Source organism: Burkholderia sp. KL41 (genome assembly GCF_057005415.2).
The window spans coordinates 172,968-196,388 of record NZ_CM189268.1; the positions used below are offsets into that span (position 1 = coordinate 172,968).

Below are 23,421 nucleotides of genomic sequence, written 5' to 3' on the forward strand. Positions count from 1 at the left end.
TCGGTGCGTCGGCGGTGTGCTCCCGGCGCTTGTGTCGGCGTGCGGCGAGGACGCCCGGATCAGCGCCCGCCGCGCGCGATGGCGAGCGCGACGCCGAAGCCGACGAGCAGGCATCCGAAGGTGCGGTCGATCCAGTGCCGCAGCGACAGCAGGCGATCGCGGACGGCCGTCGCGGAGAAGCACACGGCCACCAGACTGAACCAGCCGGCGTGCGCCAGCGCGATGAATGCACCGTAGCCGATCTGCACGATCAACGGCGTGTCGGGCCGCACGGCCTGCATGAATAGGCTGACGATGAACACCGTGGTCTTGGGGTTCAGCGCATTGGTCAGGAAGCCGGTGCGCAGCGCGGCCAGGTCCGACAGCGGTGCGGCCGGCGCGTCGGCCTGCCCGTTGCCGGCCTTCGTCATGAGCATCTTCACGCCGAGGTAGACCAGGTAGATCGCGCCGATCAGCTTGACGGCATTGAAGAGCCACAGCGATTGCCGGATCAGCAGGCCGACGCCCAGCAGCGTGTAGCTCACGTGAACCGTCACGCCCAGCCCGATACCCAGCGCGGTGAGCACGCCCGAGCGGCGCGACAGCATCAGGCTGTTGCGCGTGACCATCGCGAAGTCCGGGCCCGGGCTGATCACGGCCAGCAGCGTGATGGTGACTACAACTATCAGTTCGGTCATCGTCCTGTCCTTGCGATTGATGGCTTGATGGCGCAATCTTATGGGTCATGTTTCATCCGGAAAAGCGATGATTTCTGACCAGAATGGTGAGGTGGATTCACAATCGATGCGCGCGAACCTGCCTTCGCTCATGGCCCTGCGTTGCTTCGAGGCGGCGGCGCGTCACGAGAATTTCAGCCGTGCCGCCGACGAGCTGTGCCTGACCCACGGCGCGGTCAGCCGCGCGGTGCGGCTGCTCGAGGACGACCTGGGCGTGGCGCTGTTCCAGCGGCGCAGCCGGCGCGTGTTCCTGACCGACGCGGGCCGCAAGCTGGCGCAGGCGGTCCACGACGGGCTGGGGCTGATGCGTCACGCCGCGCAGGAATTGCGCACCGAGGCCGCCCGGGCGCGGCGCTGGGTCCTGTCGTGCGAGCCGACACTTCTGATGCGCTGGCTGATTCCGCGCTGGCCGGTTTTTCAGGCGCGACATGCGGGCATCGACGTTCACCTGGCGGCCGCGGGTGGCCCGTTTTCATTCGACAGCGGCATCGACATGGCGATTCGACGCAACGACTTTGCGTGGCCGGCGGGTTATCACGCGGAGCGTCTGTTCGCGGAGCGGGTGGGGCCGGTTTGCCGGCCGGACAAGGTCGATGCGTGGTTTTCCGCTCGTCGCGGCGAGCGTTCGTTGAAGACGGACGTTCCGCAGTTGCATACGCGGACACGGCCGGACGCATGGAAGGAATGGGCGGTTGCCGCGCATCAGCCGGCCGTGAGCGGGCGCGGGCAGGTGTTCGATCATTTCTACTTCAGCCTGCAGGCGGCGGTTGCGGGGCTGGGTGTCGCCATCGGCCCGTGGCATCTCGTTCGCGACGATATCGAAAGCGGTGTGCTGGTCGCGCCGATGGGGTTCGTCGAGGATGGTTCGCACTACTGCCTGTTGACGCCGGAGCCGGTGGTGGCGGGGCAAGCGCAGGCGGATGTGCTTGCGTGGTTGAGGGCGGTGGCCTGATTGGCGCGCGGATGCCGGGGGCGGGCGGTTGACGATGAGCGAGACCGGCTGCTTCCGACGTTGAAGCGGCGTGCTGACGGCCGGCTCGGCCAGCGCGATCGGGCGGCCGTGGTCGCCGTTGCTACGGTCGGGCGTCCGGCGCGAACGTCCTGCCCGTCACGTCCACGATGAAGTCGATTGCCGCGCGAATCGTCGGCGCATGTCTGAGGTCGGCATGCACGACCAGCCAGAGATCCCGGGCATACGGTTCCCCGTCGAACGGCAGGCGCTGCAACCCGGGATCGTCGTCGCCCATGAACACCGGCGATGGGCGTGCTGATGGTCATGAGCATCGCTTCCGGCAGACTCACCGGCAGGCTCGGTGCGCGCACGCTGGCGACGGCCGGCCTGTCGATATCCGCGGTCGGGTATCTCGCGATGTGGCCGGCGATCGCCGTGCACTCCAACGCGCTGCTCGCGATACCGATGCTGCTGGCAGGCAGCGGCATCGCGCTGACGATACCGACCATCACGGACGCGGCGCTCGCGGCGGTGAGCGCCGCGCAGTCAGGGGTGGCGTCCGGGTTGTTGAATACGGCCCGACAGGTGGGCGGCGTGTTGGGCGTCGCGCTGTTTGGTTTCTTCGTTCGGGCGGCAGACGGCGCGACGTTCGTTCACGGGATGGCGCGGGCGTTGATCGTTTCGGTTCTGTTGCTGGTGGCCGGTGCGGTGATGGCGTGGCGGAATCTGGGGCAGGCAGGGGCGCGAGGAATCCGGGCTCGCGGGGCGAGCCCTCAACGTCAATGACCGACCCGATAGACGCGACCGCTATGCACGCCTTCCACGCTGCGTCGATAGGCCATGGCCACACGTGACGCCGGCACGCTCTCGCAGCCGGGAAAGAACGGACCGAACCGATCCATGGATTCCGTCAGCACCGTCGGGCTCACGACGTTGATCCGGATACCGCGCGGAAAATCGCACGCGGCCCCGCGCACGAATCCTTCAATCCCGGCATTCGATGCGGCGGCATGGGCGCCTTGCGCAATCGGATCATCGACCGCGATGCCCGAGGTCAGCGTGATCGACCCGCCGTCGACCAGATAGTGCTGGCCCACCAGTGCGACGCGCACCTGGCTCAGCAGTTTGTCCTGCAATCCCTTATGGAAGTCGGCCGCCGTCATCTTCTCGATCGGGGCAAGGATGACATTGCCCGCGGCGGCGACGATTGCGTCGACTTGCCCGATCTTCTCGAACAGCGCATTCACGCTCTCGTCACGGGTGATGTCGACCTGATGATCACCGGAGGTGCGACCCACGCGAACGACTTCGTGTCTTCCGTCACGCGCAAGCTCATCTGCCACGGCACGTCCGACGTCTCCGCCAGCGCCGATTACAACGATCTTCATGGAACCACTCCTTTTCGATTTCAGGTTGGAGCAGCCATTGTTCTCCGAACCAATATTGAGATAAATGTGCTCTAATTTCCGACACTACTAATCGCCAGTTCGCAATATGGACAAGCTGCGTTCAATGGAAACCTTCGTTGCCGTTGTGGAAGGGGGCAACTTCACCGAGGCGGCGCAGCGGCTTGGCATGTCGGCGGTCATGGTCGGCAAGTACGTGCGCGAACTTGAAGAGCGCCTCGGCGCGCGCATGCTGGAGCGCACCACGCGACGGCAGAGCCTGACGGACGCGGGGCGCGTGTTCTACGAAGACGCCAAGCGCGCGCTTGAACAGGTGCGGATCGCCGAGACATCGGTCGAGCGATTGCGTGCGTCGCCGTCCGGCACGTTGCGGATCAGCGCGCCGATTACCTTCGGTGCATGCGTCGTCGCGCCGCTGGCCGCGACGTTCCAGCAGATGCATCCACTCGTGCGCATCGAGCTGGCGTTGAGCAATCGCGTCGTCGACCTGGTGGACGAGGGTTTCGATCTCGCCGTTCGAATTGGCGAACTGGGTGACGTCGATCTGATCGCAAAGCCGTTGACCATGTATCGCATGGTGATTTGCGCATCGCCCGGTTACCTCGCGCGGCATGGACGTCCGGAGACGCCGCAGGATCTGGGCGTGCATCACTGCCTGTCTCACTCGGTGTGGAACGGCCGTAACGGGTGGAAGCTCGGCGGGTGGGACGGGCCGCAGGTTTCGCAGGATTCGGTCTTCACGTGCGACGACGGGAACGGGCTGCGCATGGCCGCCATCGCGGGCGCGGGATTGTTGCTGCAGCCTGAAGTTCTGGTGGCGCACGATCTGGCGAGTGGCGCGCTGGTACCGGTGCTGCAAGCGTACTTGCCGGCGCCGCACCCGGTTCATATCGTGTATCGGCACGATCGGCGGCCATTGCCGAAGCTGACTCGTTTCGTCGAGCATTTGATCGAGCATGGTGCGGGGCCGGGGGGCGAAGTCGGACGCAGGTAGCGATCGTGGATTCGTGGCGAAGCGAATGTCGACGGGAAACGACGCGTCGCTGGTGTCTATGTGTCAACTGAACCAACGGGAAGCAGGCGACGCGTTGCGAGTGCATGGCACTTGAGAGCCGAAGCGAGCGCCGCCCGCTGGCGCCGCGCCATTTCTGCGCGGCCGGGATTCCATTGGCGACCGCGTCGAGGTTGAACGCCCAGGTTTCTAAGCGAGCGCGCGGTGATACACGAAGCCGGCATTCGTTCCGCCGCCCCGACCTACGGCGATCTGAATATTGAGGTGTGCCATGGCCTCGAGATAACGGGCGTTGTTCAAGGGGCCGGTCACGACGGGCGCGAACCCCGCACTTTCCGCGATCCCGGCGACCGTCGTGTTGGCCTGGACGTCGTTGCCCGCGATGAATGCCGTAACGGCGTGGCCACCGCGATCGATGCGATCCGCCGTCATGATGTCGGCGAACACCGTGTTGAAGCACTTCACCAGACGCGCGCCCGGCAGCAGGTGGCCGATCGCCTCGGCTGCCGATCCGTCGGCCCCCAGCGGAAGTGGCGACCAGTCGTCCTTGAGCGCATTCGTTGCGTCAACAACGACCTTGCCGGCCAGCCGATGCGCAAGGGAGGGAAGTACCTCGGCGCACGCCTGATAGAGGACGGCGATGACGACAACATCACCATGCGCCGCAGCCTCTTCCAGCGACACGATTCGGTACCGGGCGCCCGGGCGCGCCCTCTCGGGATTGCGCAAGCCGACCACGACATCATGTCCCGCCGTGACCAGCAATTCGGCCAGATTCCCGCCAAAGTTTCCACCGCCCAGGAATGCGATCTTCATGGCATGTACCTCACGATTGATTGGGTGGCATCATTCTTTCAATTCCGGTTTCTGCAATCAATTAGGTACCCGAGGGTAACCATGACGAAGAAGATCGAGTTGCCGCCCGATGCGTTCCTGAAAGTCTGTCCGTCACGCGCGGTGCTCGCGCGTATCGGGCAGAAGTGGACCGTGCTGGCCATGGTCGCGATGAAGGATGGGCCGATGCGTTTTGGCGACATCAAGCGTCGCCTGGAAGGTGTGTCGCAGAAGATGCTGACCCAGACGCTGCGCGCGATGGAGCGTGACGGACTGGTGGTGCGCAATGTCTATGACGAACTGCCGCTGCGTGTGGAGTACGCGCTGAGTTCTCTGGCCGGTACGCTGCTTCCGCTCGTCATCGATCTCAAGGCGTGGGCGGAGAATGCGCTCGCGACGATCGAGGCGAGTAATCGTGCGTTCGATCGTGAGCATGCGGAGTAGAGGGAGGGGGGCTGGGTGGGTTCAAGCCTTTTATGTGCTGGCGTGCTCGTTGTTCGTGCGGTCACTCGCGAATCCGCCGACAACGCGGGTGCGTGACAATGCCCGGTTCCAACGTTTCTCCGATCACCTGCTGAACGATCCCATCAGGTTGTTGCATCGACCGGTTGAATCCGCAGCCCGAAGCGGACAGCGCACCTTCCCCGAAGCAGTCACTCACTGTGACGTTGTAGGTGGCGACTATTCAACGCGTCAAGAAATGAGCCGGGTATTGGTTGCATCTCGCCTTCAGGTCCTATCACGCGAATCTGCGGATCATTGACGGCAACTTGCAGCCCCGGCGGCAAGGCAAAGAATTTGATCAAATCGGGTCTATCTACGCCCAATTGATAAAGCGAGATTCTGATGAATTGCCCGGGATTCTGCGAATCTAGTTCATCATTCAAATCTGTGAGCGACCAACCAGAGTCTGTTTCATGAGCAAGATCACGAGTCAGCAGTACACGACATGCGCTCTTGTATTCGGTATGCACAACTGCACTTTGCAGTAGCGAAGGAAAGTCAGGTTGCAGATCCATGGCGACGCTTCCAACCACGTCCTTCTGATTGCGCAGATGCATCAGCGTGCTGTTGACGGAATCGATGAACCTGATCGGAATCTCTTTCATATCGGGTTCGGTGATGCGCAGTGTGTCTGTCGGCCCTTCATCGAGCATCGTTAGCATCCAGCCGATCTGCAGGGTCTCGCCCGCGCGGAATCGCTCGCCGTCGGCGACACGCTGCTCAAGGAAGCGTAGCAGCCGACTGATGTCCTGATCGGGGATTGCACCGTTGGTGACCTGGATCTGGAATTCCGGATGGGCAAACCGCTTGCAATCGACGGTTCTATGAATAGAATCGGTCCGCTGCTGCGCAGCTTGTTTTGAGCGGGGCGATCGAAATAGCGAGCGAAAAGGCATAGTTCACATTCTTGGGTGGCAGGCGATTGTCGCCCATCCTGACCATGATATCGAAGGTCCGATGCTGGCCGAACCCAGCCGGTTGCAGTCCCAACGACCCGCGACGGGCGCAATCCGACCCGAAGGGGACGGTCGTTTTGCCTCAAAGCGGCCAGTCAGTGCGGTAGACTTCGACATCGAACGACCCGGTTATTTCGCGATGCGCGCTCAAGAATTTGACGAGTTGTTTAACGACGTCGTGGCTCGCCCACTTGAAGCGGACGGCTTTCAAAAACAAGGAAAAAGCCTGTTCGGAGGCGATGCCAACTGTCAGTTCGCATGGATACGAGGGGGCGGACGGCTATCCGGACCGGGGGCAGTTGCCCATTTAGTTTGCTTCCGTCATTCGTTTCTGCGAGGGAAGTCCGAAAGCCAACCGACCGGCATACCGCGCGATCCTGGAGACTACCCTTGGGTTTTCAGTTGCGAAAACCTGATTGGCGGCAAACCGAGCGAGTGGGTTTTCGACCCTGCACGCTTGATGGCACCGCCCTTTGGCCGATTGGTGTACTCGGCTCTTTCCGTCGATGAGGCAGTAGCCTGGCTAGACGCTCGACGTTCCGCGTTTTTGCAATACGTCGCGTGGGCGCGAAAGTTGCCCTTAACCACTGCACACAGCCAGATCGCGATTTACGTGAAAGACTATTGGATTGCTCGGCTCTGGGACGAGGACTATCGCGCGCATCTCAAAGCGTGATAGCCGCGCGGTTGGGGGCAATTCGGCAGTCATTGTCGAGGGTCCGCTCCTGGCCGGTCGCGGCCTTCCGGCGCTCGGCCGGCGACTTCCGGCCCGTTGCAGACTATCGGGTTGTTGTGCTGCCAACAGCTGGTATCTCGGGCGGGGCGAACATTCGGCGCAATCGCCATTTCTCAGTGCCATGAACACTTCGGAAACACGATTGTTGAGCGTGCTCGCCGAGCGCAAGGGTTGAGAAAACCTGACGGGTGTCCCGATGGACTAACTCAACGATTTCCGCATGTGCTCACTGAAGAAGTGGACGCTCCCGGAACATCGCCCCCGTTATCGCCTCCAGTCCACCCGCCAACCTGTAGCGTCAACCCTCATTTTCGCGCGTGGCACTCCGCGTCAATAAGCAGTTCGCTGTCAGTCAACCTCTGAAAATTTCCGCGACGCACGATTGCCCTGACGCCGCTCCGACACGTGGCACGTGCCGGAGCGGGTCAACGGGTTGATGTACGTGCTGAAGACTGACTGCGGGAGACGCAAAGGGGTTGCACCATGAATACGAACATCCGATCAGATTTGACTTATGAGCGGCGGGCGATTGCGCTGCTTGCGCTTGGCTTTGGGCTGGTCGGTCTCGACCGCTGGCTCATTACACCGCTGTTCCCGCAAATGATGCGGGACCTTGGCCTCACGTATCAGGATCTCGGGAACGTCACGGCCGTTCTTGGCCTCGCTTGGGGCGCGTCGGCGATCCTGATGGGTCGTCTGTCCGACACGGTCGGCCGACGCAAGATCCTGATTCCCGCCATCGTCCTGTTTTCGCTGCTGTCCGGGTCGACGGGCCTCGTCGGCGGTGTCGGCGTGCTCATGCTGACGCGTGTACTGATGGGCGTCACCGAAGGCGCGTACTGTCCGGCGAGCTTCGCGGCCGGAGACGACGCATCGCCTCCGGGCCGCCGCGGCCTGAATCTCGGCATCATTCAGGGATGCTTCGCACTTTTCGGGCTCGGCCTCGGGCCGATCATCGCCACGCAACTGCTGTCGGTCGTTCCGTCGTGGCGCCTCGTTTTTGCCATCGTCGCAGCACCAGGGCTTCTGCTCGCATTCCTGATTTATCGAACGATTCGTGAGCCAGTTCATATCGCCCCGACGGAGTCGCCCAAACACGCGCCGCGCCGGGAGAGCTGGGGTTCGGTGCTTCGGTACGGCAACGTACGCGTCGGCATGGGCGCCATTTTCTGTGCAATGGCCGGACTGTTCGTTCTCGCGGCCATCACCCCCGTGTATCTGACCGACTTTCGTCACATGTCGACGGCCCAGATGGGCTTCGTGATGTCGGGCCTCGGATTTGGCGGATTTGCAGGCCAGATCTTCGTGTGCGGCATATCCGACTCCATCGGGCGCAGGAATGCCGCGAAGATCACCTTCCTTTGCGGTTGTGCGTCCCTGCTCGCCTTCGCCTATGCACCGACTATTCCGACAGTGTTGTTCGTACTCCTGTTTGCGATCGCATTTTTCTGCTGCGGCGCAATCTCGCTGATGGGGGGGCCAGTTGCCGCCGAGGCCGTGCCTTCGTCCCTGACCTCGTCCGCAGTGGGCGCCGTCATAGGCGCCGGCGAGATCTTTGGCGGCGGTGTCGCCCCGGCCATTGCAGGGTTCATTGCCCAGCATATGGGCCTTCAATTGACGATCCTCTTTGCCTCCGCGGCGCTCGGTGCCGGCTTTCTGCTCGCCTTTCTGCTGCGGGAAACGGCACCGGGAAAGCGAGACCATGCCATTACGCATGAAAGCCTGGGCGCACAGAAAAACTGATTCCATCGGAGATCGTCAAATGAAAAAGCTTCATCGTCCGTCAGCCGCCTTGCTGGCGATGGCAGCCCTTGGCGGCGTATCCACTCATGCACTTGGGCAATCGAGTGTCACGTTGTATGGCATCGTCGATACCAGCCTCGTCTATCAATCCAAGACTTCCGGTAACTCCGGCGCTTTGAAAGGCGCACTCGATGGTGGGTGGGCGCCGTCGATCTGGGGGCTGAAAGGACAGGAGGATATCGGCGGCGGGACCAAGATCGGGTTCGCGCTTGAGGACGGGTTCTCGACGACGACAGGGCAATTCGGCAATTCCAACGGCGGTATCTTCGGCCGCCATGCATACGTCCAGGCAACGGGCGGTTTCGGCGACATCAAGGCCGGTCTGCAATTTTCGCCGTTCCTTCTGGCGATCGACGGTCGCGACCCGCGCGCCATGTCCAATTTCGCGAGCGCGTTCACGGAGTATCTCGGCAAGGTCGGCATCAACGGGATTTTCGATTCCAACTCGCTCGTGTATACATCCCCAACATTCGCAGGTTTCACCGGCAGCGTCCAGTACGCACCGGGCGGAATCGCGGGTAGCGGCGTAAAGGGGCGGCGGCTCTCCGGGTCGCTGACTTACGCGGCCGGACCATTTTCCGCCGACGCGGCGTACTACCAGGCGAAAGACACGGCGACGGGCCAGACAGCCATCGACGGCGCAACGCTCGGTGCGTCGTATTCGTTCGAATCGGTGACGGGTTATGCATTCGCCATTCGTCTGCGCAATAACGAAGTGCCTGGCAACCCGAACTATATGACCTACGCGGGCGGGCTCTCGTGGAATCCGTCCGCTTCGATTCTCCTGGACTGCGGCGTGTATTACTCGAAGGACAGATCGGCAAGCGGCAGTCATTCGCTGATGTATTCGGGCGGAGCGATGTATTCATTGTCGAGGCGGACGTCGCTCTATGCACAGGTCGCGCTCGTCAACAATCACGGCGGCATGGGAACGGGCGTCGCCGCAAACGGCGATCTCACCCGAATCCCGGACGGCAATACGCTGGCCGCGTCGGTCGGCATTCAACACCGGTTCTAGCCGAAGCGGTGATCAATTCAATCACAGGTACTCAAATGGCACTAGAACATCCGAAGTACGTCGCGGCCGTCGTCCAGGCCGCGCCCGAATTCCTGAACCTCGACAGCGGGATCGAAAAAACGGTCGCGTTGATCGATGAAGCCGGACGAAACGGAGCCGCGCTGATTGCATTTCCGGAAACCTGGCTGCCCGGCTATCCGTTCCACGTGTGGCTCGGACCGCCCGCATGGGCGCTTGGCTCCGGTTTCGTCCAGCGCTATTTCGATCATTCGATGACGTATGACAGTCCGCAGGCCGATGTCCTGCGGGCAGCTGCGGCACGCAACAAGATGACCGTGGTATTGGGCCTGTCGGAGCGCTGCGGTGGCAGTCTCTATATCGCGCAGTGGATCATCGGCCCGGACGGCGCGACTGTCGCCACGCGTCGCAAGCTGCGGCCAACGCATATCGAGCGCACCGTATTCGGCGACGGCGACGGCAGCGACCTGGCCGTGCACGATCTCGACATCGGACGCCTCGGCGCATTGTGTTGCTGGGAGCACATTCAGCCGCTGACCAAGTACGCGATGTACGCGCAGCACGAACAGGTGCACGTCGCGGCGTGGCCGAGTTTCTCCATGTATGAATTCGCGCCCGCACTCGGTCATGAGGTGAACAACGCGGTCAGCCGCGTATATGCCGTTGAAGGCTCGTGCTTCGTGCTCGCGCCGTGTGCGGTGATCAGCGAAAAGATGGTCGACATGTTGTGCGATACGGCGGACAAGCGTGCGATGATCCGCGCCGGCGGCGGGCATGCCACGGCGTACGGGCCGGACGGGAAGGCGCTTGTGGAGAAACTGCCGGAGACGGCTGAAGGGTTGCTGTACGTCGACATCGATCTCGGGCGCATCTCGCTCGCGAAGGCCTCGGCGGATCCGGTCGGACACTATGCCCGCCCCGACGTGCTGAAACTCTGGTTCGACAAGCAACCGCGGCGGTGCGTGGAGCATGCCGGCGAAAACGATGTGTCGCGGAGGCTGCTGGTGCCGGCGCGAGATGGCGCATGGAGCGGCACCGACGACGCTCAGGAAGGCATCGACTGATGAATTAGCCGGTATTCGCGCGGCGTTCTCATGTAATGGGCACGAAAGGCCCGACTGAAATGCGCCGCGCTTGCAAACCCCCAGGTTCCCGCGATCTGCTCGATCGAGCAATTTGCGTAGCATTTCAGCGAGAGCCACTGTGCACAGCGCTCCAGTCGCGCGACGAGGATCATGCGGCCGATGGTGGTTTCATCCTGCTGAACGAGGCGATGCAGGTAGCGTGCCGACATGCCGAGCGCTGCTGCGGCCAAATCGGCATTGAGATCGGGGTTGCGAAGATTGTTCGAAATGAACTGACGCAACTGTTGCAAGTGCATTGAATGAAGATTGGTGCGGGGGCCGGGGCGAACCTGCATCCACTCCGCCAGCAGCCCGCCGACCAGATCGGCGGCTGACGCGGAAATTTGCGGCGCGCTCGGGGAACGGGCGAGCCGGTCGCGTTCGGCGCACAGGGTGATGAGGTGTTGGGCCACGAGCATGCCCAGACCCTCCGCGCCGGAAATCGCATGCGCGACGAAGGTGTTCCGAAGCGGGATCCGGTGCACGACCAGCGACATCGGAAACCGGATGCAGATCTGCTCGAACGGCTCGGAGAGTTCCCAGCGAAACGGTCTGCGCGAGTCGAACAGGACGAGGTCGTGATGTTCGACCGACGCGCAACGCCCGTCCTGAATCAGTTTGCCGGCTCCCTCCAACTGGAGACCGACAAGGATATAGTCGCCCCCCGTTCTGGAAATCGACGGGACATCGTGCACGGCGACATGCCTACCGGCCGAAATCCGTGAAATGCAGACGTCGGCGATGGTCGCGCTTTGTATACTTCCCGAGAAGTGCGCATCCCGCTCGTGCGATATGGCAAGCGGAACGCAGCACTGCGCCGCCGCCTGCTCCCATTGGGCGAGCGATTCGTTGGCACGACAATTCGTATTCGGGTTGTCTGGCGATCCCATGATTCGATCTTCCTACGGCAGGCGGCTGGGGCCGCATGAGTCATCCGCATAAATATGGTTCCGCAAAATTCCAGCGTCAACCGGCGATTCGCTGCGTGCAATGTTCTTTTCGATGCGACAGGTTCGCGCTTCCGATAAGCGTCTCCGATGTGCCGATCACCGGAAGCGCGTATGCCTAAGGTCGCGTTAAACCTGAGGAATATGCTGACGAACGACGGCAAGGGCGACGAACACGACCATCATCGCCGATCCAGACATCAGCAGGTAGCCGGTCCTCCGGTCACGGTGATCACGGCCGCACCGGCAAATGCGCCAGGGATTGCGCCTAGCCGGCCGAAAGCCGGCGCGGACGCCGTGCCGGTTGCCCGCACGCCCGTCGAATGGACGTACGCGCAGCGTGCATACATCGTCGACTGGACTGCGTTGACGAACAGACCGTGCAGCCCGATTCCAGTGATCAGGAGTGCGGCCTAATGCTTCATGTCCGCACCAAGGGTCAGTCATGCTGACGGCGCCACCGATGCAGCACGGAAGCAGGGGGGCACGCGAACCGTAGCGGGCGACCGCCATCGCACACGCGCGCGCGGAGCAGTGCCGAGATCGCTTAATGGGGCTCGCCCGTCAGACGACGCGGGAAGGAAGGGGCTCATCTTGTCTTGTGGTGCGCGCAGCGTGCCCTTGTGTTTTGAAATGGCCGCGGCGGGTTGCGTGACGCTCCGCACCGCGCCGGCTGCGTGGATTGGTCGACGGACAATTCGACGACGCGCGTGGCGGCAACCGCCACGTGCTTCAATGTCGAGCCGTCGCTCCATCCGACTGGCGTGCACGAGCGTCGACGAGCCTGACGAGGCACGCCAGGCTGTTCGTATACGGCACTTCTACACCGACCTTGCGAGCAGCCTCGACTACGGCGCCGTTGATTGCTTCGATCTCGGTACGCCGCCCGGCCAGCACGTCCTGCAGCATCGATGGCCGATGCGTACGATGATGGGCGAGCGCATCGCGCACGTTCGACACCACGTGCTCTTCAGTTGCCGAAATACCGAGCGCACGGGCGACGGCCATCACCTCCGAAACGATCTTCAGCGCCAATTCTTCGCCGTCAGGGGTATTGGTCAACTCGCCGACCATGCATTGCGTCACGGCACACAGGCTGTTGAGGGCGGCGTTAAATGCAACCTTCTCCCAAATCGCGGCCCAGACGTCGGGATCGACATGGCACGAGAGGCCGGCGTCGTTCAAGGCTTGCACGGTCTGTTCGAGCGCGCTCGTATGCGCGCCGTTCGCGTTCATCAGTCGAATCGTGCCCTGGCCATGCGAGCGGACGGCCCCAGGCTCCGACTTGTCGGCTGGCCACGTGGTCACGCCGACCATGACCCGGTCGGACGATACGGATCGGGCGAGCCGTTCGGCATTCCCCAGGCCGTTCTGCAAAGACAGGATGACGGTGTCAGAGCCGAGTACGGCGCTTGCGGCAGCGAGTGCGGCGGTCGTATGCATCGTCTTCGTGAAAACGATGACGAGGTCGACGGGCTTGCTGGCCTCCTCCGGCCTCAGCGCGACGAGATTGCGCACAACTTGCTCGCCCGAATCGGTCGACAGCCGCAGGCCGTGGGCGCGAATCGAGGCAAGATGAGCCTCGTCGATATCGAGCAGGCTGACGGAATGACCTGCCAGCGCGAGGCGGCCGCCAAAGAACGAACCCATCGCACCGGCGCCCAGAATGGCGATCTGCATGGCATGCTCCTCAGAACGGATAGTGGCGGGGGGGCTGCAGGGCGATCCACCGCAAGTCGGTAAATTCCGCGCGGCCGCCGAATCGCCCGAAGCCGCTGTCCTTGGCGCCGCCGAACGGCATTTGAGCTCCGTCGTGTACCACCGGCCCATTGATACGGCAGATTCCGGATTCGACGCGCCGGCCAACGTTCATCGCGCGTGCGCTGTCCCGACTAAACACGGCCGCCGCGAGACCGTAGCGGTTGTCGTTTGCGCAAGCGATCACCGCATCGCGTACTGTCATGCCCTGCGCATTGCCGGCTTGATGGCCTTGTGGCGGAACGCTGTGCGCCATTGGAGTCTCCTATTGTTCAGTACGGTTCTGGTGAACGCATTATCTAAACATCCGGCAGAATCCGGAATTGCCGATTTCGCCAAAAGGCATTACCGTCAGGCATGACTTTCAATCGCCAGTAGTTTCACGCTTTCATCACGATCGCCTCAGTCTGCCGTCTCGGACGCGCGGCCTAGACCTTGCACGTCACGCAACCCAGCTACGTGGTGGCGACGCTCGATCACTCGCTGCGGGGAAAGCAGGGGATCACGCTGACCGTTACGATGGATCAACAGCATGCGAGATTCCGCCTCGCGGTACCGCGCCATTCGAGCACATGCGGCAGGTATTCGTCGCAAACGGCCTCCGCTTGCCGAACGATTTGATACGCTCGAATCGCCGGCGGGCGTCGGGCGGCGTACGCTGACCGCATTTCGGCGTCGGCACTGCTTATTATCGAGCCCCACCGTCAAACTGCTCGAACAGTTGCTGCAACTGACGGCCGAACCTCGCTAATGTCAACGGTGACCCATCGCACGACTTCATCGCGGTCGGCCGGCATCCACGTGCTGAATCGGGCCAGCTCGTGTGGTCGAGTCGTTGTTCGTCGTTACGCGTACGACTTGAGCGGGCATCGTGGACCGCTTGCGGGCCGCTGCAGCCATTCCAACGGCAGGTTTCCGCGCTCGCTGAGCGGCGGGGTATGGCCGAAATGAAGCGGACACCACGTTACGAACCGCGGACGTCAGCGTGAGGAAAAAATCCGCGACTTCCGAATAAACGCTCCGAAGCGACATTTCCCTGGGTAACCATCGCACAGCATTCGGGATGACCGAGCGCGGATAATGTAGCCAGTGCGGCATCAAGCAACGTTCCGGCTGTGCCGAACCTCTGATTGGCGGGTGCTGTGGCTACGACAGCTATTACCGGACATCCATAAGGCTGATAGTCGCAAACAAGGCAGGCCGACTGGAGACCGCCCGTCTGCTCAACTATCCACGATGCCTCGGGGATCCATTCGCCGTACCGTCCGCCAAGGATCGCCGCTGCCTTTAACGCATACTGAGTTTCAGTGTGCCCAGCATCGTCGATCGTTCCATGAAAGGCCGCGAAGAAAAGCAGCCCGAGCGCAGGTACGTCACCGCTGTACGTGGCGGACACTGGCTGACAACGCAACAGGCCGATGGCGGCTGTCGGACAGCGTGCGCTTCCAAAGTTGCGCGCTACGCTCGCGGGTCGAGCTTGGCATCGCGGGGCCCTTTTGCATGAGAAGGTTACTTTGACGACTCGCAGATTGTCGACGATGTAGACGCCGTCGTCGACGGTCTCTTCGTGGCCGAACGCGGCCGGCCTGCTTTCCACAAAGCGGCCATTCGCTTCAGATGGGGCAAACGCCTAGTCCCATGGAACAGTCCAGACCGGACTGCGGTCGATCGTCGCTACACGTAGACATTTGGAAGATCAATCACATGCATCTTCCTCCAGTGGCCCGACGAGTTCTCCAGCAGAGTGACAGCGCTACAGCGCGTTCGAATGGCGCCCCGCACAGACAGACGATGTTCGAGCTCGACGGCAGCCAAATGTGCTGTCGCAGCATCTCCGTGCGCGACAGTCAGATGTGGAACGATGCCATCGTGTGCACCACCATAGGGGCGAAACATGGGGAAGCGCTCGACCAACGCAGTCGTCAAGGCGACGAACGGTTCTGGTGGATCGGGAGCAAGATAAGTGGTGACCGCAAACCGCTCGACCTTCGTCAACGAGAATTCGAACGGCTGCACAACACTCAGCGCGCTTTGCGCCCGGCGAAGGACATCGGGCGTAATTTCGTCAGGCGGCATGAAGGGAAACAGAACCGTGATATGCGCCGGCATGCCCAGGTCAGAGGTGGCATCAAACCGGCTCCGAAGGTCCGCTACTGTTGACTCGGCTGCGGGAACCTCAACGACGAACGCTGTTGTGAGCATTCCGGAATCCTCTCGCGTCGATTGACCATTTATGGTTGCGGATTCAACCCTTCTTGACCTGCGTCGAAAGCCAAATCGGACATTCATCGTGCTGCCTGCGGACATCAAGGGACCGTCCAGCTATGGTCGCCTGACCTATGGATTCTGATCCAACGCTTCGCAACTTTGCGATTTGCCACGACCATTCGACTTGCGTTCCAGTAAGCGACCTTCGACGAACGTACCAGCGCCAGCGCGATTCAAGGCGTGATCGACGAAGGTGTCGCCGAACGACCGAACGACCGAACGACCCGCGCCGGACATAAACCACCACACCCGCCGCTCAATCAAGATAAGGCTCCAACACCCCCTCGATCCAGTCCATGAAGGCCCGGACGCGAGGCGACAGATTGCGCCGATGGGCCACGACAAGCGACGCGGCGAGCGGCTCGGGCCGCAAGTCGGGCAGCACCTCAACCAGCGCGCCGCTTTCGATGTAATGCGCAAGTGTCGGATATCCCGCCTGGATCAACCCAAGGCCTGCCAGCCCGGCTGCATGATAGGTCTGCACACTGTTGACCTGCATCGCGCTCGGCAGCGGTAGCGACGCATAGCCGTCGCCGTCCGGGTATTCCCATCCGGCATGCCTGGCACCGAGTGTCAGCGTGTACTGGATCATCCGGTGTCCCTGCGTGCGCAGATCATCGAGCGTGTGCGGTGTGCCGTACCGCGCCAGATAGCTCGGGCTCGCCGCATTGGTCATCCGCAGTTTTCCCAGCGGCCGGGCAATCAGCGTCTCGTCGACGATCGGCCCGAGCCGGATCACGCAATCGAATCCTTCCTGGACAAGATCGACACGCCGGTCGGTGCTCGAAAGTTCCAGTTCCAGTTCCGGATGCGCCGCCATCAGTTGCGGGAGTGCGGGAATCACGACGCTGCGTGCCAGCTCGGTGGGCATGTCGACGCGCAGCCTTCCCCGCAACGGTGTGCCGTTGCCGGAGAACATCGATTGCAACTCCTGTACTTCGGCCAGCAGGTCGCGCGCGCGTGAATAAAAGGCGCGCCCGTCTTCAGTCAGCTGAACGCGTCTCGTGGTCCGGTGCAGGAGCGCAACGCCCACATCCCGCTCGAGTTCACGGATCACCATCGACACACGTCCCTTCTGAATACCGAGGCTTTCGGCCGCGCGCGTGAAGCTCGTCATTTCGGCGACACGGGCAAAGATCAAAAGCGCGTCGAGGTTTTGCATTGTTCACCCAGGGAGTAACAGAACGTTCAATTTGTCATCGTTTATAACTCAGTTGCGGCTCGGTAGAGTGGCTTCCCATGTTGTCCACGACGGACAACCCGAACGAAAGGAAGCACCCATGACACCACACGCCGCTCCGGTCAACACGGTCGTCGTATTCCACTCCGGCCACGGGCATACCGAGCGCATGGCAAGCGCTGTCGCCGAAGGCGCCCGCGCCGTGCTCGTCGCGATCGACAGCGAGGGAAACATTCCAGCGGATGCCTGGGAAACGCTCGCCGGCGCGGACGCGATCCTGTTCGGCTCGCCGACCTACATGGGCGGCCCGAGCTGGCAGTTCAAGAAGTTTGCCGATGCATCCTCGAAGGTCTGGTTCGAAGGCGGATGGCGGAACAAGGTCTTTGGCGGCTTCACCAACAGCGCAAGCATCAACGGCGACAAGCTCAACACGCTCGAATACTTCTTCCTGCTGGCCGGGCAGCACGGCGGCATCTGGGTCAGCATGGACATCAAGCCGGCGAACGTGAAAGCCTCGATGCGTGACGACCTGAATCGCATGGGCGCCTATATCGGGCCGATGGCGCAAACGCCTGCCGATGCGTCGCCCGAGGAAATGTCGCCGGGCGACCTCGAGACGGCACGCCGCCATGGCATGCGCGTCGCGACGATCGCCGGACAGTTTCGGTCCGGAGCACCTCGAGGCAACTGAAATCCCGGCATGCGCGGCGGGACGTGACGCAACGGACGCCGCCGCATGCCATCCAGCCACGTTTGAAGGGAAGGGTGATGAAATACAAGCAACTGGGCCGCACCGGCCTGTACGTTTCCGAGTTGTGCCTCGGCACGATGACGCTGGGCGGCAACGCCGACGCCGGCATGTGGAAGGCGATCGGCGCCGTCGAACAGGACGAGGCGAACCAGCTGATCGCCCGCGCGCTTGCCGACGGAATCAATTTCATCGATACCGCCGACATTTACTCCTTTGGCCAGTCTGAACGCATCGTCGGGCAGGCCCTCCGGGACATCGGCGTGCCGCGCAGCGAGATCGTGCTCGCGACCAAGACGGCCGGCGTGATGGGCCGGAAGCCCAACGAACAGGGGGCGTCGCGCGGCCACATCATGGATTCCGTGCAGAGAAGCCTGGAACGGCTTCAGGTCGACCATATCGACCTGTACCAGATTCACGCCAACGATCCTGTCACGCCGATCGAAGAGACGCTGCGCGCCCTCGACGATCTCACGCGGCAGGGGCTGGTGCGATATGTCGGCGTGTCGAATTGGCGCGCGGGCAAGATCGGCAAGGCGCTCGGGCTGAGTGAGGCGCTTCGCGCGACGCGCTTCGAGACGCTCCAGGCCTACTATTCGATCGCCGGACGTGACGTCGAGCGCGAACTGGTGCCGCTCGTCGTCGAGGAGCAGATGGGGCTGCTCGTCTGGTCGCCCCTCGCCGGCGGGTTGCTGTCGGGGAAGTTCGGTCCCGGTGCGTCGACCGACAGCGGTTCGCGGCGCACCCATTTCGATTTTCCGCCGGTCGATCCTGAGCGAGCCTGGCCGTGCGTGGCAGAGATGCGCGCCATCGCCGATGCGCACGATGTCTCGGTCGCGCGGATCGCGCTCGCGTGGCTGCTTGCGAGGCCGCACGTCACGAGCGTGATTGTCGGCGCCAAACGGATCGAACAGCTTGAAGACAATCTCGGCGCGGTCGATGTCGTCCTGACCGAGGCCGAGCTTGCGCGTCTCGATGCCGTGAGTGCTTTGCCGGCCTGCTATCCCGGCTGGATGATCGAGCGTCAGGAGGCGGGCAGGCGCCCTCAACCTTTCCGGCGCGTCGCGTCGGAATAGAACCGGCTAATGCACCTCAATCCGGTCGAAGCAAGTCGTTGAAGATCGCCCCCCGCGTTGAATTGCGTGTTCCCGTTACCAAAGAGAGATCGACATGCCAAAGGGTTATCTAGTCGCACATGTCAGCGTTTCAGACCCGGCCGCCTATGCTGCTTATGCGGAAGCCGCGGGCGATGCAATCAAGGCTTTCGGCCCCAAGGTCATTGCGGCCTGGGGGCAGTATGAAAACCTCGAAGGCGAGGCCCATGAGCGGCATGTGGTCCTCGAGTTCGATTCGTTCGCCGAGGCCAGGCGTTTTTATGAGAGCCCCGAATACCAGACGGCCAAGGCACTCCGCGCCGGGGCGGCAACCGGGACCTTCGTCATTCTCGAGGGAGCTTCATGACGCTGACCACGACACGTTCGAACATGAGCGTCGTCGGTTCGATTTCGCGGCAGGGGGGCTCATGAATCGCGGCCGTCCTTCGCAGGAGGTGCCCGGCTTGCGAATGCGGGGACGCTGGTTTGCCGACACGTCCTTGCGGTGATCAATCATTCGGCTGAATGTCCTCCGGCCCATGCGACCGGACGAGCGACGGCCTGACGATGATCTTGCCGATAACCTGGCCAGATTCTTGCGCCTGGTGGGCTTCAACGATGGCGTCGAGCGCGACTTGCATGCCTATGGTCGGCACATAGGCGCCGTCCTCGAGGCATTGGCCGATCGCCGAAACGGCTGCGGACTTGGCGGTCGCCGGGACGGTGTAAATGTAGACGAACCGGAATGTGCAGCCTGCGATCATGGCGTCGAGCAGGGGAAGCGGCACCTGATCGGCAGCGGATCCTACGGCATACGAACTGATGATGCCGCCGTTGGCGAGGCAACGCATATCGATGTCGAGGTTGTCTTGCAGACTGACTTCCACGATACGATCGACTCCCCGCTGCCGTGTTGCCGACTTCACGATCGCGACCACATCCTGCAGCCGTCGATTGATGACGAGGTCGGCACCCGCACGCCGTGCGGCGTCCGCCTGTCCGGGCGTTGAAACGGTCGTCGCGACCCACGCGCCAGCCCATTTTGCGAGCAGGATTGCCGCGGTTCCGACTGCTCCCGCGCCGCCCTGGACGAGTATCGAGCGACCCTTGATGTCGCCGTCGGAGAAGAGGCAGCGATGGGCCGTGAGTGCCGGAATGCCCAGGCAGGCGCCGACCTCGAACGAAACGTTGTCGGGCAAAGGAACGGCCTGTGCTTCCGGCACGACCGCATATTCCGCGGCCGTGCCGAAGGGGCGGCGATATTGCGCTTCGAACAGCCACACCCGTTCGCCGGTCCGTGTCGGCGCAACGCCGGCACCGACCGCGTCGATCACGCCCGCGCCGTCTTGATGCGGAATGACCATCGGGAATGCGGAAGGGCCGGAGAAGCCGGTACGCGCCTTGATGTCGCTGGGATTCAGGCCCGATGCGTGGATGCGCACCCGGACTTCGCCGGGACCCGGTTGCGGAACCGGAAAATCTCCGAGCCTCAACACTTCCGAAGCTTTGCCCTGACGTTCGTAATAAGCGGCCTTCATCGATCGGGTCCCTTGAATGAGTCCGGTCGCCGGTTATCGGCGGCCGATGTAACGATGCCGGGACTATCGGCGGTCGACCGCTTTTGCACAAGAAGGCACGTCTTTGATATATAGGGAAAGAAATTATCCTATTGGGAGCCGGCATGACATCTTCGGTTAGCACGTATCCGTGCTCGGTCGCCGCGACGGTCGATGTTGCAGGAGGGAAATGGAAGCCGCTGATCGTGCACTATCTGCTGGGCGGTACCAAAAGGTTCGGCGAGTTGCGCGGCTTGATCGGAGCGGTGACCCAGCGCTCGTTGACGTTGCAGCTTCGCGAGCTCGAATCGGATGGCATCGTGACCCGGACGGTTTTCGCCGAGGTCCCGCCCCGCGTCGAACACACGTTGACCGAATTCGGCAGAACGCTCGCCCCGGTGCTCGACGCAATGAAGCAATGGGGCGATGCTTACCTCGCGCGACTGGAGCAATCCGCGGGGCGCCGGCCGTGTTCGTGAGTGTCCCGTTGCGGCGCCGGTGGTTGTCCGGACACCCTTGCCCGGCGAGTCGTTGAAAACGCGCACGTGCCATAATTCGCCGGTTCCTGGGCTACCCGACGCATCGTGTCCTTCACGAAATGATTTTGATCAGATCTCTTGCCGCCGCCTGCCTGTTGCTGGCGGGATGTATTGCCGCGGCGCACGCCGAGACGTATCCGCCAGAAGTGTCGAGAAACATCGACAAGCTCCAGTCCCGATGTGCCGGCAAGTCCAGCGACCCCAAGGCGGCCGCCTGCATCGAATACAAGGCGACGCTGGCCCGCACCGTTCCACCCGCTGTCCAGGAGTTGATGCGTCAGGAAGAAGTGGTCGATGGCCAATGCAGGAACGGCGCGGCACCGAAACTATTGCCTGACGGGCAATATGCTCCGGGCAGTGCGTGCGCACAACGCGAGCTGATGATGAAAACCATTCGCCAGCACGGCTGGTGCTGGGGGCATACGGACATGGACAGCTATCATCCGGGCTGGGTGGTCTGTCATCCCGGTGAATGGCAGTGAAGCCGGGCGAAGCTGTCGCTGAAACGCTCGCGTGACGGCATCGGCGGCGTTCGCGGATGGTTGCGGATTCAACGCGCCGGGGGCGACGGGCAGAGGATTGTGAATGATCGAGCGGCTCGTGCCGAACGACCTTTTGAATCCGCCGCGGAACCCGGTCACTGCCTGCTCCGACAATCCGCGACTGACCTGACCCGGTTCGCTAAAGGCTATCGACACCGGTGCGTGTTGAATACACGACGACTGTCAGTCGGACGACGCCGGCACCTCATTTCCCTGAGCCGCACCGCATTGATGGCAATGCGGGAAAAAGAAGAAATTCCGGCCGCCGCATTCGCAGACATTGAAGAGTCGTAATCCGCAATGCACGCAGAACGTGGAGTCGTCGCCGCCGAGATTCCATTGTTTGTCGCATGACGGGCAGCGCTTCTTTTCGAGCGAACGAACGGCTTTTTCGTAGCCGATCGTGCGCGCGCGTTCTCCCTGATCCTGCTGCAATTCGAGCCGCTTTCGTTCGGCATAGCGCTGAAAGGCCTTCATCATGTAAAGGCCGGCGAACACCGTGAGCGCAATGCCCACCAGGACCCGGACATAACCGCCGAAATTCGGCAAGTACGGAACCAGTTCGATGAAGAACGCGCTCAGTGCAAACAGGCCAAAACCGTACACGAAAGGCCAGTAGCGTATCTTGCGGTAGCGTATGAACAACCAGATCGCAACCAGGAGTATCGGCAGCGTCAGCGCAAGCCGCAGCCCGAACACTTGCAGCTCGTAGTGCCGTGTCGCTTCGTCGAAGCGCCGTTCGGCTGCTGCGTCCGCTTCGGCGATTTGCGTGTCCACTTGAGTCTGCTGCGATGCCAGCGCCCGTTGCTGATCGTTGATCGCATCGATCTGATGCTGCCAGTTGACCACCACGGCCTGGAGCGAATCCAGCTTGCGAGTTCTCGCCAGAATGTCTGGGTCCCGCGCACTGTCGCCGGTCACCGAGCGCGTCGCCAGCCAGTTGCGGAAGCTTTCCTTCTCGGCCGCATACTCCTTCGCGGCGCGGCTGCGCGCGACCTCCATGGTGTCGGCCTTGTCGGCAAGCGCGTTGTGCTGCGTCTGCAGATTGCGCCGCGCCGCGTCCAGCCGCGCTTTCGTCGGCGCATCGGCGAATTGCTCGATGGCGGGTGGGCCGCCCGTCGGGGCAAACGCCATGTCGCGGATCACGAGGCTGCCGAGCATGTTCAGAAAGACGGCGAAGATGATCGCGATCACCCATGAGGCGAGTCGCAGGAGCCGCGCGGGACTGGTCAGGCCGTCGCCGGAAGTCATCATTGTTTTGCCTTTGTTGGAATGGTTCGCAGTGTTATCAATCTTGACACAATGGTCGACTGTCGCTTTTTGGCTGGCTGACTGCCGCCTGATGCGGTCAGCGGGAATGCGCCAAAGCGGCCGCCGGTCACCCCGAAAACGCCGCCCGTCGCGCTGAACCACGCAGCCCTTGATGTTGGCTCAGATGAAATGTCGGGCTCGCAAGGCGGTCATCGCGGCGAATCCAGGCCGAGTTGCTCCACTATCTCAGGGAAGCCAAGCGACGTTGCCATCCTGGCAAAGGCATCCTGCTCTGTTGTCGATGCAACTGCAAGTGCCGCTGCGATCTCCTCAAGCGCGTTGACGTCGTCGTCCTCGGCGTGCAAGTTACTCCGCTGATCGATGTACCTCACGGCCAGTACAAGTGCCTTGGCTATTCCATCCATGTCGCCCTCAAAAGACCCAATGTGATGTGAACCC

General features: G+C 62.3%; 25 protein-coding genes and 1 pseudogene. 13 read left to right on the forward strand and 13 right to left on the reverse strand.

Annotation, left to right across the window (positions count from 1 at the left end; genetic code table 11):
• Positions 1 to 59: 59 nt before the first annotated feature.
• A complete protein-coding gene (locus tag PQB87_RS34835) occupies positions 60 to 677 on the reverse strand; it encodes a LysE family translocator (protein ID WP_059492539.1) in 618 nt (205 codons plus the stop codon).
• A gap of 67 nt (positions 678 to 744) precedes the next feature.
• Between PQB87_RS34835 and PQB87_RS34840 the strand changes: the two genes are divergently transcribed.
• Positions 745 to 1,668 (forward strand): LysR family transcriptional regulator, encoded by a 924-nt coding sequence (locus tag PQB87_RS34840; RefSeq protein WP_489244853.1) that lies wholly within the window; start codon positions 745 to 747, stop codon positions 1,666 to 1,668.
• A 121-nt stretch (positions 1,669 to 1,789) separates the two neighbouring features.
• On the opposite strand, the gene PQB87_RS34845 is transcribed toward PQB87_RS34840, so the two are convergent.
• Entirely contained in the window at positions 1,790 to 1,963 is a 174-nt protein-coding gene (locus PQB87_RS34845) for a hypothetical protein (RefSeq protein ID WP_174414595.1), read from the reverse strand.
• 11 nt (positions 1,964 to 1,974) lie between these two features.
• Here PQB87_RS34845 and PQB87_RS34850 point away from each other — a divergent pair, with 11 nt between their 5' ends.
• Positions 1,975 to 2,454, forward strand: a complete 480-nt coding sequence (locus tag PQB87_RS34850) for an MFS transporter (protein ID WP_489244856.1) — start codon at positions 1,975 to 1,977, stop codon at positions 2,452 to 2,454.
• Here the strand turns inward: PQB87_RS34850 and PQB87_RS34855 are convergent.
• A complete protein-coding gene (locus PQB87_RS34855) occupies positions 2,448 to 3,056 on the reverse strand; it encodes a short chain dehydrogenase (protein WP_111939531.1) in 609 nt (202 codons plus the stop codon). The genes PQB87_RS34850 and PQB87_RS34855 overlap by 7 nt on opposite strands.
• A 106-nt stretch (positions 3,057 to 3,162) precedes the next feature.
• Here PQB87_RS34855 and PQB87_RS34860 point away from each other — a divergent pair, with 106 nt between their 5' ends.
• Positions 3,163 to 4,068 carry a LysR family transcriptional regulator gene (locus tag PQB87_RS34860; protein ID WP_489244858.1) on the forward strand — a complete coding sequence of 302 codons (906 nt, stop codon included), beginning with the start codon at positions 3,163 to 3,165 and terminating at the stop codon, positions 4,066 to 4,068.
• A 207-nt stretch (positions 4,069 to 4,275) separates the two neighbouring features.
• Here PQB87_RS34860 and PQB87_RS34865 read toward each other — a convergent pair whose 3' ends face one another.
• Entirely contained in the window at positions 4,276 to 4,902 is a 627-nt protein-coding gene (locus PQB87_RS34865; protein ID WP_489244860.1) for an NADPH-dependent F420 reductase, read from the reverse strand.
• A gap of 81 nt (positions 4,903 to 4,983) precedes the next feature.
• Between PQB87_RS34865 and PQB87_RS34870 the strand changes: the two genes are divergently transcribed.
• The gene (locus tag PQB87_RS34870; RefSeq protein WP_034196196.1) at positions 4,984 to 5,364 is read left to right on the forward strand and encodes a winged helix-turn-helix transcriptional regulator; all 381 of its coding nucleotides are present in this window, start codon (positions 4,984 to 4,986) and stop codon (positions 5,362 to 5,364) included.
• A 209-nt stretch (positions 5,365 to 5,573) separates the two neighbouring features.
• Here the strand turns inward: PQB87_RS34870 and PQB87_RS34875 are convergent, their stop codons facing one another.
• The gene (locus tag PQB87_RS34875) at positions 5,574 to 6,320 is read right to left on the reverse strand and encodes an immunity protein Imm33 domain-containing protein (RefSeq protein ID WP_489244862.1); all 747 of its coding nucleotides are present in this window, start codon (positions 6,318 to 6,320) and stop codon (positions 5,574 to 5,576) included.
• 61 nt (positions 6,321 to 6,381) lie between these two features.
• On the opposite strand from PQB87_RS34875, the gene PQB87_RS34880 reads away from it, so the two are divergent.
• The 4 genes from PQB87_RS34880 (at position 6,382) to PQB87_RS34895 (ending at position 11,019) form a co-directional block, all read left to right on the forward strand.
• On the forward strand, positions 6,382 to 7,056 hold the full coding sequence (locus PQB87_RS34880; RefSeq protein ID WP_489244864.1) for a hypothetical protein: 675 nt from the start codon (positions 6,382 to 6,384) through the stop codon (positions 7,054 to 7,056).
• 543 nt (positions 7,057 to 7,599) lie between these two features.
• On the forward strand, positions 7,600 to 8,859 hold the full coding sequence (locus PQB87_RS34885) for an MFS transporter (protein ID WP_489244866.1): 1,260 nt from the start codon (positions 7,600 to 7,602) through the stop codon (positions 8,857 to 8,859).
• A 19-nt stretch (positions 8,860 to 8,878) separates the two neighbouring features.
• Positions 8,879 to 9,937, forward strand: a complete 1,059-nt coding sequence (locus tag PQB87_RS34890; protein WP_063806881.1) for a porin — start codon at positions 8,879 to 8,881, stop codon at positions 9,935 to 9,937.
• A 35-nt stretch (positions 9,938 to 9,972) separates the two neighbouring features.
• Complete coding sequence (locus PQB87_RS34895; RefSeq protein ID WP_489245168.1) at positions 9,973 to 11,019, forward strand: carbon-nitrogen hydrolase family protein; 1,047 nt, start codon at positions 9,973 to 9,975, stop codon at positions 11,017 to 11,019.
• On the opposite strand, the gene PQB87_RS34900 is transcribed toward PQB87_RS34895, so the two are convergent.
• From PQB87_RS34900 to PQB87_RS34920, 5 genes and pseudogenes are all read right to left on the reverse strand, one after another.
• The gene (locus PQB87_RS34900) at positions 11,001 to 11,969 is read right to left on the reverse strand and encodes an AraC family transcriptional regulator (RefSeq protein ID WP_081079483.1); all 969 of its coding nucleotides are present in this window, start codon (positions 11,967 to 11,969) and stop codon (positions 11,001 to 11,003) included. The genes PQB87_RS34895 and PQB87_RS34900 overlap by 19 nt on opposite strands.
• Positions 11,970 to 12,758: 789 nt before the next feature.
• Positions 12,759 to 13,706, reverse strand: a complete 948-nt coding sequence (locus tag PQB87_RS34905; protein ID WP_060147499.1) for a ketopantoate reductase family protein — start codon at positions 13,704 to 13,706, stop codon at positions 12,759 to 12,761.
• Between the two features lie 10 nt (positions 13,707 to 13,716).
• Positions 13,717 to 13,977: pseudogene (locus tag PQB87_RS34910) on the reverse strand (aldehyde dehydrogenase family protein); the annotation flags it as partial.
• A 1,481-nt stretch (positions 13,978 to 15,458) separates the two neighbouring features.
• The gene (locus tag PQB87_RS34915) at positions 15,459 to 15,986 is read right to left on the reverse strand and encodes a 2'-5' RNA ligase family protein (RefSeq protein ID WP_489244869.1); all 528 of its coding nucleotides are present in this window, start codon (positions 15,984 to 15,986) and stop codon (positions 15,459 to 15,461) included.
• A 322-nt stretch (positions 15,987 to 16,308) separates the two neighbouring features.
• A complete protein-coding gene (locus PQB87_RS34920) occupies positions 16,309 to 17,214 on the reverse strand; it encodes a LysR family transcriptional regulator (protein ID WP_059683015.1) in 906 nt (301 codons plus the stop codon).
• Between the two features lie 118 nt (positions 17,215 to 17,332).
• Between PQB87_RS34920 and PQB87_RS34925 the strand changes: the two genes are divergently transcribed.
• The 3 genes from PQB87_RS34925 (at position 17,333) to PQB87_RS34935 (ending at position 19,441) form a co-directional block, all read left to right on the forward strand.
• Positions 17,333 to 17,923, forward strand: coding sequence for a flavodoxin family protein (locus PQB87_RS34925; protein WP_272544300.1), 591 nt, complete (start codon positions 17,333 to 17,335; stop codon positions 17,921 to 17,923).
• Between the two features lie 77 nt (positions 17,924 to 18,000).
• Positions 18,001 to 19,056, forward strand: coding sequence for an aldo/keto reductase (locus PQB87_RS34930; protein ID WP_059555089.1), 1,056 nt, complete (start codon positions 18,001 to 18,003; stop codon positions 19,054 to 19,056).
• Between the two features lie 94 nt (positions 19,057 to 19,150).
• Positions 19,151 to 19,441 (forward strand): DUF1330 domain-containing protein, encoded by a 291-nt coding sequence (locus tag PQB87_RS34935; protein ID WP_027792058.1) that lies wholly within the window; start codon positions 19,151 to 19,153, stop codon positions 19,439 to 19,441.
• 142 nt (positions 19,442 to 19,583) lie between these two features.
• On the opposite strand, the gene PQB87_RS34940 is transcribed toward PQB87_RS34935, so the two are convergent.
• Positions 19,584 to 20,612, reverse strand: a complete 1,029-nt coding sequence (locus tag PQB87_RS34940; RefSeq protein ID WP_489244872.1) for an NADPH:quinone reductase — start codon at positions 20,610 to 20,612, stop codon at positions 19,584 to 19,586.
• 143 nt (positions 20,613 to 20,755) lie between these two features.
• Here PQB87_RS34940 and PQB87_RS34945 point away from each other — a divergent pair, with 143 nt between their 5' ends.
• Together PQB87_RS34945 and PQB87_RS34950 are read left to right on the forward strand one after the other, a co-directional pair.
• Complete coding sequence (locus PQB87_RS34945) at positions 20,756 to 21,109, forward strand: winged helix-turn-helix transcriptional regulator (RefSeq protein WP_489244874.1); 354 nt, start codon at positions 20,756 to 20,758, stop codon at positions 21,107 to 21,109.
• A gap of 119 nt (positions 21,110 to 21,228) precedes the next feature.
• Entirely contained in the window at positions 21,229 to 21,651 is a 423-nt protein-coding gene (locus tag PQB87_RS34950; RefSeq protein WP_059683023.1) for a hypothetical protein, read from the forward strand.
• A gap of 243 nt (positions 21,652 to 21,894) precedes the next feature.
• Here the strand turns inward: PQB87_RS34950 and PQB87_RS34955 are convergent, their stop codons facing one another.
• Positions 21,895 to 22,962, reverse strand: coding sequence for a hypothetical protein (locus tag PQB87_RS34955; RefSeq protein WP_489244877.1), 1,068 nt, complete (start codon positions 22,960 to 22,962; stop codon positions 21,895 to 21,897).
• Positions 22,963 to 23,171: 209 nt separating this feature from the next.
• Positions 23,172 to 23,387 carry a hypothetical protein gene (locus PQB87_RS34960; protein ID WP_489244878.1) on the reverse strand — a complete coding sequence of 72 codons (216 nt, stop codon included), beginning with the start codon at positions 23,385 to 23,387 and terminating at the stop codon, positions 23,172 to 23,174.
• Positions 23,388 to 23,421: the final 34 nt, after the last annotated feature.

Bases quoted from the DNA above. Each gene is read 5' to 3' on its own strand.
- PQB87_RS34955 (WP_489244877.1), bottom strand. From the start codon at position 22,962: ATGACTTCCGGCGACGGCCTGACCAGTCCCGCGCGGCTCCTGCGACTC.
- PQB87_RS34940 (WP_489244872.1), bottom strand. From the start codon at position 20,612: ATGAAGGCCGCTTATTACGAACGTCAGGGCAAAGCTTCGGAAGTGTTG.
- PQB87_RS34915 (WP_489244869.1), bottom strand. From the start codon at position 15,986: ATGCTCACAACAGCGTTCGTCGTTGAGGTTCCCGCAGCCGAGTCAACA.
- PQB87_RS34865 (WP_489244860.1), bottom strand. From the start codon at position 4,902: ATGAAGATCGCATTCCTGGGCGGTGGAAACTTTGGCGGGAATCTGGCC.
- PQB87_RS34935 (WP_027792058.1), top strand. From the start codon at position 19,151: ATGCCAAAGGGTTATCTAGTCGCACATGTCAGCGTTTCAGACCCGGCC.
- PQB87_RS34945 (WP_489244874.1), top strand. From the start codon at position 20,756: ATGACATCTTCGGTTAGCACGTATCCGTGCTCGGTCGCCGCGACGGTC.
- PQB87_RS34925 (WP_272544300.1), top strand. From the start codon at position 17,333: ATGACACCACACGCCGCTCCGGTCAACACGGTCGTCGTATTCCACTCC.
- PQB87_RS34890 (WP_063806881.1), top strand. From the start codon at position 8,879: ATGAAAAAGCTTCATCGTCCGTCAGCCGCCTTGCTGGCGATGGCAGCC.
- PQB87_RS34960 (WP_489244878.1), bottom strand. From the start codon at position 23,387: ATGGATGGAATAGCCAAGGCACTTGTACTGGCCGTGAGGTACATCGAT.
- PQB87_RS34905 (WP_060147499.1), bottom strand. From the start codon at position 13,706: ATGCAGATCGCCATTCTGGGCGCCGGTGCGATGGGTTCGTTCTTTGGC.
- PQB87_RS34870 (WP_034196196.1), top strand. From the start codon at position 4,984: ATGACGAAGAAGATCGAGTTGCCGCCCGATGCGTTCCTGAAAGTCTGT.
- PQB87_RS34930 (WP_059555089.1), top strand. From the start codon at position 18,001: ATGAAATACAAGCAACTGGGCCGCACCGGCCTGTACGTTTCCGAGTTG.
- PQB87_RS34835 (WP_059492539.1), bottom strand. From the start codon at position 677: ATGACCGAACTGATAGTTGTAGTCACCATCACGCTGCTGGCCGTGATC.
- PQB87_RS34880 (WP_489244864.1), top strand. From the start codon at position 6,382: ATGCTGGCCGAACCCAGCCGGTTGCAGTCCCAACGACCCGCGACGGGC.
- PQB87_RS34950 (WP_059683023.1), top strand. From the start codon at position 21,229: ATGATTTTGATCAGATCTCTTGCCGCCGCCTGCCTGTTGCTGGCGGGA.
- PQB87_RS34885 (WP_489244866.1), top strand. From the start codon at position 7,600: ATGAATACGAACATCCGATCAGATTTGACTTATGAGCGGCGGGCGATT.
- PQB87_RS34850 (WP_489244856.1), top strand. From the start codon at position 1,975: ATGGGCGTGCTGATGGTCATGAGCATCGCTTCCGGCAGACTCACCGGC.
- PQB87_RS34875 (WP_489244862.1), bottom strand. From the start codon at position 6,320: ATGCCTTTTCGCTCGCTATTTCGATCGCCCCGCTCAAAACAAGCTGCG.
- PQB87_RS34840 (WP_489244853.1), top strand. From the start codon at position 745: ATGATTTCTGACCAGAATGGTGAGGTGGATTCACAATCGATGCGCGCG.
- PQB87_RS34900 (WP_081079483.1), bottom strand. From the start codon at position 11,969: ATGGGATCGCCAGACAACCCGAATACGAATTGTCGTGCCAACGAATCG.
- PQB87_RS34920 (WP_059683015.1), bottom strand. From the start codon at position 17,214: ATGCAAAACCTCGACGCGCTTTTGATCTTTGCCCGTGTCGCCGAAATG.
- PQB87_RS34860 (WP_489244858.1), top strand. From the start codon at position 3,163: ATGGACAAGCTGCGTTCAATGGAAACCTTCGTTGCCGTTGTGGAAGGG.
- PQB87_RS34845 (WP_174414595.1), bottom strand. From the start codon at position 1,963: ATGGGCGACGACGATCCCGGGTTGCAGCGCCTGCCGTTCGACGGGGAA.
- PQB87_RS34895 (WP_489245168.1), top strand. From the start codon at position 9,973: ATGGCACTAGAACATCCGAAGTACGTCGCGGCCGTCGTCCAGGCCGCG.
- PQB87_RS34855 (WP_111939531.1), bottom strand. From the start codon at position 3,056: ATGAAGATCGTTGTAATCGGCGCTGGCGGAGACGTCGGACGTGCCGTG.